The sequence below is a fragment of the Cellulomonas telluris genome, assembly GCF_004886325.1.
Classification (GTDB): Bacteria; Actinomycetota; Actinomycetes; order Actinomycetales; family Cellulomonadaceae; genus Cellulomonas; species Cellulomonas telluris.
The window spans coordinates 97,528-111,434 of sequence record NZ_QXFN01000005.1; the positions used below are offsets into that span (position 1 = coordinate 97,528).

General features: G+C 76.5%; 13 protein-coding genes. 6 read left to right on the forward strand and 7 right to left on the reverse strand.

Features of this window, described 5'->3' with window-relative positions; all coding sequences use genetic code 11:
• Positions 1-19: 19 nt before the first annotated feature.
• A complete protein-coding gene (locus tag FB586_RS16045; protein WP_136520356.1) occupies positions 20-2,095 on the reverse strand; it encodes a S9 family peptidase in 2,076 nt (691 codons plus the stop codon).
• Between the two features lie 86 nt (positions 2,096-2,181).
• Complete coding sequence (gene hflX, locus FB586_RS16050) at positions 2,182-3,702, reverse strand: GTPase HflX (protein WP_136520357.1); 1,521 nt, start codon at positions 3,700-3,702, stop codon at positions 2,182-2,184.
• Between the two features lie 107 nt (positions 3,703-3,809).
• On the opposite strand from hflX, the gene FB586_RS16055 reads away from it, so the two are divergent.
• Complete coding sequence (locus tag FB586_RS16055) at positions 3,810-4,454, forward strand: class I SAM-dependent methyltransferase (protein WP_246036843.1); 645 nt, start codon at positions 3,810-3,812, stop codon at positions 4,452-4,454.
• The gene (locus tag FB586_RS16060; protein ID WP_136520358.1) at positions 4,451-5,968 is read left to right on the forward strand and encodes an MFS transporter; all 1,518 of its coding nucleotides are present in this window, start codon (positions 4,451-4,453) and stop codon (positions 5,966-5,968) included. Before FB586_RS16055 ends, FB586_RS16060 begins: the two co-directional genes overlap by 4 nt.
• Here the strand turns inward: FB586_RS16060 and FB586_RS16065 are convergent.
• Genes FB586_RS16065 through FB586_RS16080 form a run of 4 tightly spaced genes read right to left on the reverse strand, consistent with a single transcriptional unit; the run spans position 5,923 to position 8,997 of the window.
• Positions 5,923-6,279: a TlpA family protein disulfide reductase gene (locus tag FB586_RS16065; protein ID WP_246036845.1), complete on the reverse strand. Its 357-nt coding sequence runs from the start codon at positions 6,277-6,279 to the stop codon at positions 5,923-5,925. The two genes, FB586_RS16060 and FB586_RS16065, sit on opposite strands and share 46 nt — an antisense overlap.
• Positions 6,276-7,277, reverse strand: coding sequence for a diaminopimelate epimerase (gene dapF, locus FB586_RS16070; protein ID WP_136520359.1), 1,002 nt, complete (start codon positions 7,275-7,277; stop codon positions 6,276-6,278). Before dapF ends, FB586_RS16065 begins: the two co-directional genes overlap by 4 nt.
• Positions 7,274-8,230 (reverse strand): tRNA (adenosine(37)-N6)-dimethylallyltransferase MiaA, encoded by a 957-nt coding sequence (gene miaA, locus FB586_RS16075; protein WP_136520360.1) that lies wholly within the window; start codon positions 8,228-8,230, stop codon positions 7,274-7,276. The genes dapF and miaA overlap by 4 nt, the downstream gene beginning before the upstream one ends.
• Complete coding sequence (locus FB586_RS16080; RefSeq protein WP_136520361.1) at positions 8,227-8,997, reverse strand: class III extradiol ring-cleavage dioxygenase family protein; 771 nt, start codon at positions 8,995-8,997, stop codon at positions 8,227-8,229. The genes miaA and FB586_RS16080 overlap by 4 nt, the downstream gene beginning before the upstream one ends.
• Positions 8,998-9,132: 135 nt before the next feature.
• On the opposite strand from FB586_RS16080, the gene FB586_RS16085 reads away from it, so the two are divergent.
• Positions 9,133-9,723 carry a type III secretion system chaperone family protein gene (locus tag FB586_RS16085; protein WP_136520362.1) on the forward strand — a complete coding sequence of 197 codons (591 nt, stop codon included), beginning with the start codon at positions 9,133-9,135 and terminating at the stop codon, positions 9,721-9,723.
• Positions 9,720-10,241 (forward strand): type III secretion system chaperone family protein, encoded by a 522-nt coding sequence (locus tag FB586_RS16090; RefSeq protein WP_136520363.1) that lies wholly within the window; start codon positions 9,720-9,722, stop codon positions 10,239-10,241. Before FB586_RS16085 ends, FB586_RS16090 begins: the two co-directional genes overlap by 4 nt.
• A 73-nt stretch (positions 10,242-10,314) precedes the next feature.
• Here the strand turns inward: FB586_RS16090 and miaB are convergent, their stop codons facing one another.
• On the reverse strand, positions 10,315-11,922 hold the full coding sequence (gene miaB / locus FB586_RS16095; protein ID WP_136520364.1) for a tRNA (N6-isopentenyl adenosine(37)-C2)-methylthiotransferase MiaB: 1,608 nt from the start codon (positions 11,920-11,922) through the stop codon (positions 10,315-10,317).
• A 147-nt stretch (positions 11,923-12,069) separates the two neighbouring features.
• On the opposite strand from miaB, the gene FB586_RS16100 reads away from it, so the two are divergent.
• Positions 12,070-12,861, forward strand: coding sequence for an amino acid ABC transporter ATP-binding protein (locus tag FB586_RS16100; protein ID WP_136520365.1), 792 nt, complete (start codon positions 12,070-12,072; stop codon positions 12,859-12,861).
• 108 nt (positions 12,862-12,969) lie between these two features.
• Positions 12,970-13,860: a glutamate ABC transporter substrate-binding protein gene (locus FB586_RS16105; RefSeq protein WP_136520366.1), complete on the forward strand. Its 891-nt coding sequence runs from the start codon at positions 12,970-12,972 to the stop codon at positions 13,858-13,860.
• Positions 13,861-13,907: the final 47 nt, after the last annotated feature.

The window sequence follows — 13,907 nt, forward strand, 5'->3', positions numbered from 1 at the left end:
CGCCGACGCCCCCGGCGCGTCATCCCCGGGTCCGGGCCGCCGACCCGACAGGCAGGTGCCGCCCCCACCACGCGAGCAGGTGCTCGAAGCGGCTGACCCGGTGCTGCGGCCGTCCGGAGCGCGTCAGCTCGTGGCCCTCGCCGGGGAACAGCAGGAGCTCGGCCTCGACGCCGCGCCGGCGCAGCTCGACGAACCAGCGCTGCCCCTGCTCGACCGGGCAGCGCCAGTCCTGCTCGGAGTGGATCACCAGGGTCGGTGTGCGGACCTGACCCACGTGGGCCATGGGCGACTGCGCGGCGACGGCCGCCAGCCCCTCGGGCGTGGCGTGGTCACCCACGTACTCCAGCCCGAACCACCAGCCGATGTCGGCCGACCCCGTGAAGCTGACCGGGTCGAGGAAGCCCCGCTCGACGACGGCGGCGGCGAAGCGGTCGGTGCGTGTCGTGAGCCAGGCGGTGAGGTAGCCGCCGTACGAGCCGCCCAGGACGCCGACGCGCTCGCCGTCCAGCACACCCGGGTGCTGCGTGACCGCCGCGTCGAGCAGAGCGAGGACGTCGTCGGTGTCGACCGTGCCGAACGCGCGCCGGATCGCCCGCCCGTGCTCCCGCCCGAACCCGGCGGACCCGCGCGGGTTGCCGAGCACCACCGCGTAGCCGGCACCGGCGAGGACCTGCGCCTCGTCGAAGAGCGCGTGCGTGTACTGGGCGAACGGGCCGCCGTGGATCATCAGCAGCGTCGGGTGCGGCCCGGCGCCCCACCGCTCAGGATCCGGCGTCACCACCCAGCCGTGCACGGGGTACCCGTCGGGCGAGGTGGCGACGAGGTCGACCGGCCGGCGCACGCGCCCGGTCGCACGCAGCGGCGCGGACCAGTCGGCGAGCGTCGACACGTCGCCCGTCGCGACGTCGACGCGCAGCAGCGCACCCGACGACGTCGGGTGCGCCGCCGAGACCACGGCCGGGCCGGAGGCCGCCACCGCGTCGGCGTTGAGCACGACGTGCGGGGCGTCGAGCAGGGTGCGCAGCGTGCCGTCCGCCGCGACGTGGGCGAGCGTCACGGCGCCGCGCTCCTCCACCGCGACGAGGGCGCCGTCCCCGAGGGGCACGAGCACGCCGTCGGACAGGTCGACGCTCTCCGGGTCGGTCAGGCGCTCGGGCGCCCCCGCCGCACGGGTCGCGGCGCCGGTGCCGGTGAGCGGGAGGCGGAAGAGACCGGTCAGGGCGGCGACGGTGTCGTGCCCGTCGGGCCCGAGGTCGCGGGCCTGGAGCCACAGGGCGGTCCCGTCCGCGGCCGGCCGCACGGTCCCCACCTGCAGCGGGCTGCCCGCGTCGGCGTCGGTCAGCGCGACGAGCGCGGCGGCGTCGGTCCCGCGCTCGCCCGCCGGGACGAGGACGACGTCGCGCCGGACGTCGTGCTCCCGTCCCGCGTGCCGCGTGCACGTGGCGACGAGCGCGTCGCCGTCGGGCAGCCAGGCCGGGTCCGTGACGTCCCAGGCGCCGGAGGTCAGGGCCGTCGGCTCGGGCAGCGCGTCGGACGCGCCCGGGTCGGCCGGGAGGGTGAGCACGTGGACGTGCTGCGGGCGGTCGTGCACGAACCCGACGCCGTCCATCCGGTACCGGAACGTCGTGACGTGCCGCGGCGGCTCGGCCGACGGGTCGCCGCCGGTGACGTACCGCCCCTCCTCGGGGACGCGGGCGAGGTACGCCAGGCGCGTGCCGTCGGGTGAGAGGCGCAGGTCGGAGACGCCGAGCGGGGCGTCCGTGAGACGCACCGGCTCACCGCCGGCGGCGGGCACGAGGTGCGCCTGCGCGGGGCCGCCCGTGAGCGGGGCGCGGCAGAACGCGACCCAGCGCCCGTCGGGCGACACCTGCGGCGCGGTGTCCCGGTGCCCGTGGGTCAGCCGGCGCGCCGCACCGGTGCCGGGCCCGTGGGCGCCCTCCGGTGCGGCGTCCCCGACGGGCACGAGCCACAGCTCGCCCCGGTACGCGTCGACCGCGCTGTCGGGACCGACGACGGCGACGACGGCCGCGGAGCCGTCGGGGAGGAGGGCGGGCGCACCGGGGCTGCGCAGGAGGTCCAGGTCGGCGGGGATCACCCCAGCACCCTAGGCACGCTCCCCCGCACGTGCGGAACCCGGCGCCCCGCCCGTCCGAGCGGGGCGCCGGGTCCGGTGGCGCGAGGTCAGCCGTGGCGGACGGCGACGCTCTCGAGCTCGGCCGCGAGGTCCGCGTCGACCCGCGCGCGGATGGCGGTGCCGTCAGGCGTGTGCTCCTCGTGGTCGATGTCCCCGTGCTCGTGCACACGGCTCACGAGGTCGCCACGGGAGTACGGGACCACGACGTCGACGCTCACGCCGGGGCGCGGCAGCTGGTCGGCGATGAGCGCCTGCAGCTCCTCGACGCCCTCGCCGGTGTGCGCGGAGACCACGACGGAGTGCACCTCGCGCGAGCGCAGCCGCGCGACGACCTCCGGCGCCGCGAGGTCGGCCTTGTTCAGCACGACGATCTCCGGCACGTCCATCGCGCCGGGGATGTCGGCGAAGACGTGCCGCACGGCCGCGATCTGGCCCTCGGGGTCCGGGTGCGAGGCGTCCACCACGTGCAGGATGAGGTCGGCGTCCGCGACCTCCTCGAGCGTGGAGCGGAAGGCCTCGACGAGCTGGTGCGGCAGGTGCCGCACGAAGCCGACCGTGTCCGCGAGCGTGTACACGCGCCCGTCGGCCGTCTCGGCCCGCCGGACGGTCGGGTCCAGCGTCGCGAACAGCGCGTTCTCGACGAGGACCCCGGCGTTCGTGAGCCGGTTCAGCAGCGACGACTTGCCGGCGTTCGTGTAGCCGGCGATCGCCACCGACGGGATCGCGTTGCGCTTCCGGGAGGCCCGCTTCGTCTGGCGCGCGGGCGCCATCGCGGCGATCTCCCGCCGCAGCTTCGCCATGCGGTTGCGGATGCGCCGGCGGTCCAGCTCGATCTTCGTCTCACCCGGTCCGCGCGAGCCCATGCCGGCGCCCGCGCCGCCCACCTGGCCACCGGCCTGGCGGCTCATCGACTCGCCCCAGCCGCGCAGGCGCGGCAGCAGGTACTCGAGCTGCGCGAGCTCGACCTGCGCCTTGCCCTCCTTCGACTTCGCGTGCTGGGCGAAGATGTCGAGGATCAGGGCCGTGCGGTCGACGACCTTGACCCGCACGATGTCCTCCAGCGCACGGCGCTGGGAGGGTGCGAGCTCGCCGTCGACCACGACGGTGTCGGCGCCGACGGCCGCGACCACGGTCGCGAGCTCGGCGGCCTTGCCGGACCCCAGGAACGTGCCCGGGTCCGGGGTGCGCCGGCGCTGCAGGAGCCCGTCGAGCACCTGCGAGCCGGCGGTCTCCGCGAGCGCCGCCAGCTCGCGCAGGGAGATCTCGGCGTCCTCGGCCGTGCCGGCGCCCCACAGGCCCACCAGCACGACGCGCTCGAGGCGCAGCTGCCGGTACTCGACCTCGGTGACGTCCTCGAGCTCGGTCGAGAGCCCGGTGACCCGGCGCAGCGAGGTGCGCTCCTCCAGGTCGAGCTGGTCGCCGTCGTACGTCGTGTGCGTCGTCCCGCCGGCCTGCAGAGCGGTCCCGGCCCGGGCCAGCACACGAGCGACGACGTCGTCGGCCACCTCCTGGGCGCTGCGCACCGGCGCCTGCGGCGCCTCGGGGGTGGTGTGCTGTCGGTCGTCCACGCGTGTCCTCTCGTCCACTTCCAAGATGACCAGCCTCGCACCGCGGCACCACCGGGGCGAGGTTTTTCGCTGCAGGCGCAGCCGCGGCGGAGGGCTAGGGTCGGCGGGTGCACAGCGGGGACGGGGCGATCGGGGACGGGTCCGACCACTACTTCACGGCGCGGCCCGCGTCGGCCGACGAGCGGCGCACCATCCGGGTGACGCTCGCCGACCGGGACGTCACGGTGGAGACCGCGGGCGGCGTCTTCTCCCCGGGGCACGTGGACCTCGGCACGCAGGTGCTGCTGCGGACCGTGCCGTCGCCCCCCGCGTCCGGCGACCTGCTCGACCTGGGCTGCGGCTGGGGACCGGTCGCGCTCACGCTCGCCCTGTCCTCCCCCGACGCCCGGGTGTGGGCGGTGGACGTGAACGAGCGCGCGCTCGACCTGGTGCGCCGCAACGCCGAGCGGCTCGGCGCGGCCAACGTCGTCGCCGCCCGCCCGCAGGACGTGCCCGCGGACGTGCGGTTCGCGACCCTCTGGTCGAACCCGCCCGTGCGGATCGGCAAGGAGGCGCTGCACGACCTGCTCGCGACCTGGTTGCCGCGCCTGGCCGACGACGGCGACGCGTGGCTCGTCGTCGGGCGCAACCTCGGGGCCGACCCGCTGCACCGCTGGCTCGCCACGGACGCGCCCGAGGGGGCCGGCCTCGGCCTGGGCGTCGAGCGCGCCGCGAGCGCCAAGGGGTTCCGGGTGCTGCGGGTGTCCCGGTGACGGCCCTGCCGGGCGCCGCGGAGGCGCTGTGGCGCGAGCGGCGGACCACCACCGCGGCCCTGGTCACGCTCGTCGTGCTCGTCGCGTTCGAGTCCTTCGCCGTGACGACCGTGATGCCGGGCGTCGCCGACGTGCTCGACGGGCACGCGCTGTACGCCTTCGCGTTCGCGGGGCCGCTGGCGACGGGTGTCGTCGGGATGGTGGTGGCCGGCACGTGGTCGGACCGCGCGGGGCCGTTCCGGCCGTTCCTCGCCGGCTCGGTCCTGTTCGTCGTCGGCCTGGTCGTCGCGGGGGTGGCGCAGACGATGCCGCTGCTCGTGGCCGGGCGCCTCGCGCAGGGCCTCGGCGGCGGTGCGGTCAACGTGACGCTCCTCGTGACGCTCGCGCGCGCCTACCCGCCGGCGCTGCACCCGCGTGCCTTCGCGTGGTTCTCGGCCGCGTGGGTGCTGCCCTCGCTCGTCGGGCCCGCCGTCGCCGGTCTCGTGGCGCAGGTCGCCGGCTGGCGGTGGGTGTTCCTCGGCGTCGCGCTGCTGGTCGTGCCGACCAGCCTGCCGCTGCTGCGCACGCTGCGGCCGCTGGGCCCGCCCGAGGGGGCCGGCACCGCCCCCGCCGACGGCCGGCGCCGCGTCGTGCGGGCGGTGCTCGTCGCGGCCGCCGTCCTCGCGCTGAACCTCGCCGTCGAGCTGCCGGCCGCACCGTCGGCCGCGCTCGCCGCGGCGGCCGGCGCCGCCGCCCTCGTGGCCGTGCGGCCGCTGCTGCCCGCGGGCGCGCTGGCCGCCCGTCCGGGGCTGCCCAGCGTCATCACGACCCGTGCGCTGGTCTCGGGTGCGTTCTTCGGCGCGCAGGCGTACGTGCCCTACCTGCTCACGCAGCGCGACGGCTGGGGGCCGGCCGCGAGCGGCCTCGCGCTCACCACGGCTGCGCTCGCGTGGTCCGGCATGTCGGCGGTCCAGGGACGCCTCGGGCACCGCCTGGCGAGCCGGGACGCCGTGCGGCTGGGCACCGTGCTCGTCGCGGTCGGGGTCGTCGGCGGGTTCGTGACGGCGGCCGCGGACCTGCCGCCGGCGGTGCTCGTCGCCACGTGGACGTCCGCGGGCGCGGGGATGGGCCTGGCGTCGTCCCGGCTCAACGTGCTGGTGCTGGGCTACTCGGTTCCGGGCACCCAGGGGACCAACAGTTCCGCGATGTCCATCAGCGACGCCGTCGGCTCCGCCACGGCCCTCGCCGTCAGCGGCGTGCTGTTCGCGCTCGTCACCGGGACCTCCGGTGCCGGCGGCCACGGCGCCGACGGCGGCGACGTCGCCGGGACGGCCGGGTTCGTGGCCGCGTTCGCGCTGGCGGCAGCGCTGGCCGTCGGATCGGCGCTCACCGCGCCGCGCGTCGGCACCCCGCCGAGCGAGGCGGGGCACGACGAGGGCGCGGGTGCGCCGGGGGCGGCCGGGTCCGGGGCCGACGTGGCCGGCGCGCCTCAGGCGTCGGCGGGCAGCGCGGACGCCACGGCCGCGAGCACCTGAGCGGCGGTCGGCACCCCGTCGGCGCGTCGCACGACCCGCCCGTCCGCGTCCAGCACCGCGACCGTCGGCGTGCTCGTCACGGCGAGCCGCGCCGCGAGTGCGGGCGCGTCGGCCACGTCGCGCTCCACGTGGACGACCCCCGGGACGTGCGTGGCGACGCCGGCGAGGACGCGCCGCGTGGCGCGGCACGGCGCGCAGAACGCCGTCGAGATCTGCAGCAGCGTCGCGCGCGGGCCGAGCGGTGCGCCCACCTCGTCCGCCGTCAGCACGTCGCCCGGGTCGCCGGGCGCCAGGGCACGGTCGGCGCTCACGCGAGCAGCGCCCCCAGGTCCACGGCCCCCTCGGCGACGAGCACGGCGGGACCGGCGAGCTCGGCACGCGTGACGTCCGCGCCCACGCCGCCGCCCGCGGCCGCGCCGAGGGTGAACGTGACCCGCAGCGTGCCGCCCGGCACCTCGACGAACCACACGTCCGGCGCGGCGGCCCCGCCCCAGGCGCGCACGGCCGCGGCCGCCGCGACGGCTCCCGTCCCGCAGGACTGCGTCTCCCCCACGCCCCGCTCGTGCACGCGCATGCGCACGCGCCCGACGGCGGTGCCGTCCTCGGCGGTCTCCTCGCCCAGCGGCACGACCAGCTCGACGTTCGTGCCCTGCGCCGGCACGGGGGTGACCTCCGGCGCACGCGTCAGGTCGGCCCGCTCGAGGTCCTCGGCGTCGGCGAGCACCACGACGGTGTGCGGGTTGCCCACGTCGACGCCGAGCCCCGGACGTGTCACCGTCAGCCCGGCCACCGCGACCTCGGCGTCGCCGCCGGCCGCGACGGCGTCGGGGCCGCCCGGCAGCGTGACCGCGCCCATGTCCACCGCGAACCACGCGTCGCCGCTCACCCCGACCGGCACGCCGACCGCGCGCACCGTCCGGACGCCGGCGCGCGTGCCGACCGCGAGCTCGCCGGTGGCCGGGTCCCACAGCCCGAGCCGCTGCAGGTAGCGCGCGAACACGCGCACCCCGTTGCCGCACATCTGCGCGACCGAGCCGTCCGCGTTGCGGTAGTCCATGAACCAGGCGGTGGTGCGGGTCTCGGCGGGTGCGTCGGCGACCCGGGCCGTGGCCACGAGCCGGATGAGGCCGTCCCCGCCCACCCCGCCACGGCGGTCGCACAGGCGCGCGACGAGCTCGGCGCTCACGTCGAACCCGCCGTCGCGGTCGTCCAGCAGCACGAAGTCGTTGCGGGTGCCGTGGCCCTTGGCGACCTCGACCCGGCCGAGGGTGGCGGTCGTCGTGGCGCTCGCAGGGGCGGGGAGGGTCATGAGCCCAGGGTACGGCGGGCGGGGCCGTCGGCCGCGGCGAGCCCGTGCTCGCCGGCGTCCGCACGGCGCACCCGGTCGAGCGCACGCTCCACGAGGTCCGGGTCCTGGGCGTCCAGCCAGTGCACCCGCGGGTCGCGCCCGAACCAGCCCATCTGCTTGCGCGCGAGCCGCCGCGTCGCCGCGGTCGTCTCCGCGCGTGCCGTCGCCTCGTCGAGCTCGCCGCGCAGCTGCGCGATGGCCTGCGCGTACCCGACGGCGCGCGCCGCGGTCCTGCCCAGCCCGTGCGCGACCAGCCGCTCGACCTCCGCGAGCATGCCGCCGTCCCACATCCGGTCCACGCGGCCGGCGACCCGGGCGTCGAGCGTGGCGCGGTCGCAGTCGAGCCCCAGCTGCACCGCCGGCACGGCGTAGTCGTGGCGCGGCAGCGACGCCGAGTACGGGCGTCCTGTGAGGGCGATGACCTCGAGCGCCCGCACGATGCGCCGGGCGTTGCGCGGGCCGATGTTCTCCGCCGCCACGGGGTCGGCCGCCGCGAGCTCGTCGTGCAGCGCCCGGGTCCCCTCGGCCTCGACCCGCGCCTCGAGGCGGGCCCGCACGTCGGGGTCCGTGCCCGGGAACTCGAGGTGGTCGAGCAGGGCCCGCACGTACAGCCCCGAGCCGCCGACGACGACCGGCCGCACCCCGCGCGCGAGCAGGTCCGCCACGACCGTGCGCGCCTGCACCTGGTAGTCGGCGACCGAGGCCTCCTCGCGCGGGTCCAGCACGTCGAGGAGGTGGTGCGCGACGCCGCCGCGCTCCGCCGGTGGGACCTTGGCGGTGCCGACGTCCATGCCCCGGTACAGCTGCAGCGCGTCCGCGTTGACGACCTCGCCGCCCAGCGCCTGCGCGAGCGCGATCCCGAGGTCCGACTTGCCCGTGGCCGTGGGCCCGACGACGGCGACGACGAGGGTCACGCGCCCGCCCCCGCGACCCGCCACTGCGCGGCGGCGTGCGCCGCCCCGTACGCGACGTCGGCCCGGCCGCCGGTCGCGGACGGCGCCGTGCCGGCCGCGTCGACCGCACCCACGAGCACCTGCCACGGCCCCCAGCCGCTCACCGCGAGCGCGTCGGCGACCAGGGGGTCGAGAGCGGCCAGGACGTCGCGGCCCGACGAGCCCGCGCCGGTGACGGCGCGGGCGAGGGCGTCGTCCACCGCGGGCGCCTCCGCGTCGTCGGCGAGCGGGGCGTCCGGCCCGTGCCGGGCGGAGCCGGACCCGACGACGACGAGCGCGGTGCCGGCACCGGCGGTCAGCGCGGCGCCCAGCCGACGCAGCGCGGCGGCGTCCCGGGACGCGACCTCGACCACGTGGACGGCAGGCGCCGGCGACGCCGCCGCGCGCGCCAGCAGCTGCAGGCCGACCGCGGCCGGGACGCCCACGGGACCGGACGCGGCGGGCGGGCCGCCGGGCGCCGGCGCGAGGTCGAGGGCGGGCACGGGCCACTCCAGCCGGTGGTCGGGCACGCCGGCCGCCGCCGCACCCGGCCGTACCGGCCCGACGACGGTGCGGTCCGCCCGCCCGGGTGCCACGACGACCACGCGCGCGGCCGCCCGCACCGCTCCCGCGACCGCCTCGAGCGCAGCCGCGCGCAGCGCGGCGAGCACGGGTGCGTCCGACGCACCGCCGGCCGCCCCGGGGAGGAGCAGCACGGTGTCGGGGACGAGCGCGGCGGCGACGAGCACGGGACGACGGTAGCCGCAGCACCGGAGGGCACCGTGCGCGCACGGGCAGCGCGGCGTGGACGGTGCGCGGCGTCGGCGCGCCGTCCCCCGCGCGGGCGCGATCGCGCCGTCGGTACCGCCGGGTAGGGTCGGGGCATGGTGTCGTTCGGGGATCGCGCGCGCCGCTGGTGGGGGCGCGGACGGCCGAGGACGCGTGCCGAGGTGTCCGTCGCCCCGGTCGAGGACGGGGAGCTGCACGCCCGTGTGGCGGAGCTGCTGGCCCGGGAGCTGGGGTCCGCGGAGCAGGGCGCCGGCACGCCCGTCCCGGTCACACCGGCGCGCATCGCCGCGTGGATGACGGAGAACCGGTTCAGCTACTTCGTCGACAACGACGGGGACCTGGGCGGCCTCTGGCGCGGCCGGCTCTTCTACTTCTTCCTGTTCGGCGAGCAGGCCGAGATCCTGCAGGTGCGGGGTCAGTGGCACCGCGAGCTCGCGATCGAGCGCCTCGAGGAGGTGCTCGACCTGTGCAACGAGTGGAACGCCGAGCGCATCTGGCCGAAGGCGTACGCGCGGGTGCGGGACAACGGGCGTGTCCACGTGGTCAGCGAGGTCGCGACCGACCTCGAGCACGGCGCGACGGACGCGCAGCTGAGCCAGATGCTGTTCTGCGGCCTGTCGACCGGCAGCATGCTCTTCGACGCGCTCGACGAGCGGTACCCGGACCCGGCGGGGGCGGCGCCGTGAGCGGGCCGGGCTGGCTGCTGCGCGTGCTCGGCGGGCTGCCCAAGCCGACGAAGCAGGGCCCCGTCGACGACGAGGTGCCGGCGCCGCTGACGCGCGACCGCGTGGCGGACTACCTCCTGGCGCGCGGCTACCGCTTCGTCGTGGACGAGGACGGCGACCTCACCGGCACGTGGGACGGCAACCGCTTCTGGTTCCTGCTGCTGGGCGAGCAGGACGAGATCCTGCAGGTCCGGGGCCGGTGGCACCGGACCCTCCCGCTCGAGCACCGGCGGGCGCTGGCGCTGGCGATCAACGACTGGAACCGCGAGCGGATCTGGCCCAAGGCGTACGTGCGCGAGGAGGACGGCGTGCTCGCCGTCTACGCGGAGGTGTCCGCGGACCTCGAGCCCGGCGTCACGGACGTGCAGCTCGCGCAGCTGCTGGCCTGCGGCCTCGGCACGGGCGTGCAGCTGTTCGCGGCCCTCGACCCCGTGGTGCCGGGCGAGCCCGGCAACGCGCCGGACGTGCCCGACAACTGACGCCGTGCGGCTCGGTCGCGGCCGTGCGGCTCCGCGGGGCCGGCCCGGTCGGGCCGGCCGGGACCGGGGCACGTCAGCCGACGCGCAGCCCGACCGTCGGCAGCCCGAGCACGACCGGCCCGGCCGGCGCCGCGCCGGTGCCGCACCCGCCGCCCGACCCGCCGTGCGTGTGCTCCTCCGCGCCGGTGGCACGACGCTCCCACGCGTCACCGGCGCGCGTGCGCCGGACGGCGAACGACCCGCCCGTCAGCGCGGAGTCGGCGACGAGGTGGTGCGGTGCCGCGTGCGTCACCTCGACCGTGACGAGGTCGCCCGGACGCGGGGCGTCGGCGGGCGCGAGGCCGGCCGGCAGCGACAGGTGGACGAGACGGTTGTCGGCGGCCCGGCCGGACAGGCGGGCGGTCGCGCCGTCCTTGCGCCCCTCCCCCTCGGCGACGAGCACGTCGACGGTCCGCCCGACCTGCGCCTGGTTCTCCTCCCAGGAGATGCGCTCCTGCAGGGCGACGAGGCGCTCGTACCGCTCCTGCACGACCTGCTTCGGCAGCTGGTCGGGCAGGCCCGCGGCGGGCGTGCCCGGCCGCGGGGAGTACTGGAACGTGAACGCGGACGAGAAGCGGGAGGCCTCGACGACACGCAGCGTCTCCGCGAAGTCCTCCTCGGTCTCCCCGGGGAAGCCCACGATGATGTCGGTCGTGATCGCGGCGTCCGGGATGGCCGCGCGGACGCGGTCGAGGATGCCGAGGAAGCGGTCGGACCGGTACGAGCGGCGCATGGCCCGCAGGACGCGGTCCGAGCCGGACTGCAGCGGCATGTGCAGCTGCGGCATCACGGTGGGCGTCTCGGCCATCGCGTGGATGACGTCGTCGGTGAACGCCGCGGGGTGCGGCGACGTGAAGCGCAGCCGCTCCAGCCCGGGCACGGCGCCGGCCGCGCGCAGGAGCTTCGCGAACGCCTGCCGGTCGCCGAACTCCACGCCGTAGGAGTTGACGTTCTGCCCGAGCAGCGTGACCTCGATCGCGCCCTGCCCGACGAGCGCCTCGACCTCGGCGAGCACGTCGCCCGGACGCCGGTCGCGCTCCTTGCCGCGCAGGTGCGGGACGATGCAGAACGTGCACGTGTTGTTGCAGCCGACGCTGATCGAGACCCAGCCCGCGTAGACGGACTCGCGGCGGGTCGGCAGCGTCGACGGGAAGACCTGCAGCGACTCGGCGATCTCGACCTCGGCGCGCGCGTTGTGCCGCGCGCGCTCCAGCAGCGTCGGCAGCACGTCGAGGTTGTGCGTGCCGAAGACGACGTCGACCCACGGGGCGCGCTCGACGATGCCGGCGCGGTCCTTCTGCGCGAGGCAGCCGCCCACGGCGATCTGCATGCCGGGACGCGCGCGCTTCTGCCCCGCGAGCCGGCCCAGGTTGCCGTACAGCTTGTCCGCGGCGTTCTCGCGGACCGCGCACGTGTTGATGACGATGACGTCGACGTCCTCGGCGGCGGCGTCCGCGGCGGTGGCGGGCACGTAGCCGGCCTCCTCGAGCATGCCGGCCATGTGCTCGGAGTCGTGCACGTTCATCTGGCACCCGAGCGTCTTCACCAGGTACGTGCGGGCCTGGTGCGGCGCGTCGACGGCGGGCGCGCCGGCGAGGGCGTCGGCGGGCGCGGCGAGCGGTGCGGGCAGGGTCGTGGACATCGCCCACCAGGGTACGTCCGGCGCCCGGGCGCCTCCGACACGCCGCGCACGGCCGCACTCGCACGGGGCAGGACGTATGACCGGGACGTTACGGGTTCGTGACGTCGCCCCATGGCGTCCGCAACATCACCCCAATAGGTTCGGGGGATGGCCGACAGCGTGACCGCCGACCCCGCCGCCCCCTCGGCCACCCGCCCCACGGGTGACCCCCTCCTCGTCCTGTCCGGTGTGAACAAGCACTTCGGCAGCCTGCACGTGCTGCGTGACATCGACCTGACCGTGCACCGCGGCGAGGTCGTCGTCGTCATCGGGCCGTCCGGGAGCGGCAAGTCGACGCTCTGCCGGACGATCAACCGGCTCGAGACGATCGACTCCGGGACGATCACGATCGACGGCGAGCCGATCCCCGCCGAGGGTCGCGCGCTCGCCCGGCTGCGCGCCGACGTCGGCATGGTGTTCCAGTCCTTCAACCTGTTCGCGCACAAGACGGTCCTGGAGAACGTCACGCTCGGTCAGGTGAAGGCCAAGAAGGTCAAGCCCGCGCAGGCGCGCACCACCGCGATGGAGCTGCTGGAGCGCGTCGGCGTGGCGAACCAGGCCGAGAAGTACCCCGCGCAGCTCTCCGGCGGGCAGCAGCAGCGCGTCGCGATCGCCCGTGCGCTCGCGATGAAGCCGAAGGCGCTGCTCTTCGACGAGCCGACGTCCGCGCTCGACCCCGAGATGATCAACGAGGTCCTCGACGTCATGGTCGGCCTCGCGCGCGACGGCATGACGATGGTCGTCGTCACGCACGAGATGGGCTTCGCCCGGCGCGCCGCCCAGCGCGTCGTCTTCATGGACGCCGGCCAGGTCGTCGAGGAGGCAGACCCGGAGACGTTCTTCACCGCACCCCGCAGCGAGCGGGCCCGCGACTTCCTGTCCAAGATCCTCACCCACTGACGCGGACCGCGGGCGACCGGCCCGCGCCTCCCGCACCGCCGGCACGACACGCCGCACCCGTCCCGACCGGTGGCGCCACCCGCGCCCCCGCGACCGAAGGAGAAGCACATGCGATCCGCTCGCACCGGGCTCGTCGCCCTGCTGTCCGCGTCCACGCTCGCCCTCGCCGCCTGCTCCGGCGGCGGTGACGCCGGCGGGGAGGAGACCGAGGACACCGCCGGCGGCGGTACCGAGACGGCCGCCGCCGACTTCCCCGAGGGCTCGACGATGGCCAGCCTCGCCGAGGAGGGGTCCATCACGATCGGCACGAAGTTCGACCAGCCGCTGTTCGGGCTCCGCGGTCCCGACGGGAACCCGACCGGCTTCGACGTCGAGATCGGCAAGATCATCGCCGGCAAGCTGGGCATCGCCGAGGACGACATCGAGTGGGTGGAGACCGTCTCCGCGAACCGCGAGCCGTTCATCCAGTCGGGCCAGGTCGACATCGTCATCGCGACGTACACGATCAACGACACCCGCAAGGAGGTCGTCTCGTTCGCGGGCCCGTACTACGTGGCGGGCCAGTCGATCCTGACCCTGGCGGACAACGAGGACATCCAGGGGCCCGACGACCTCGCGGGCAAGCGCGTCTGCACCGTGTCCGGCTCGACGCCCGAGGCGAACCTCATCGAGAACTACCCCGAGGCCGAGGTCCAGGCTCTCCAGGCCTACTCCGACTGCATCGAGCCGCTGCGCAACGGGCAGGTCGACGCGATCAGCACCGACAACGTCATCCTCGCCGGCTTCGCCGCGCAGAACCCCGACCTGGAGGTCCGCGGCGAGCCGTTCACCGAGGAGCCGTACGGCATCGGCCTGGCGCTCGACGACACCGACTTCCGCATGTGGATCAACGACGTCCTCGAGGAGAGCTTCGAGGACGGCAGCTGGCAGGAGGCATGGGAGGAGACGGCGGGCACCGTGCTGCCGACCCCGGAGCCGCCGGCCGTCGACCGCTACTGACACCCACCGGCCGGGGGCGGGCGCACGTCCGCCCCCGGCCGTGACCT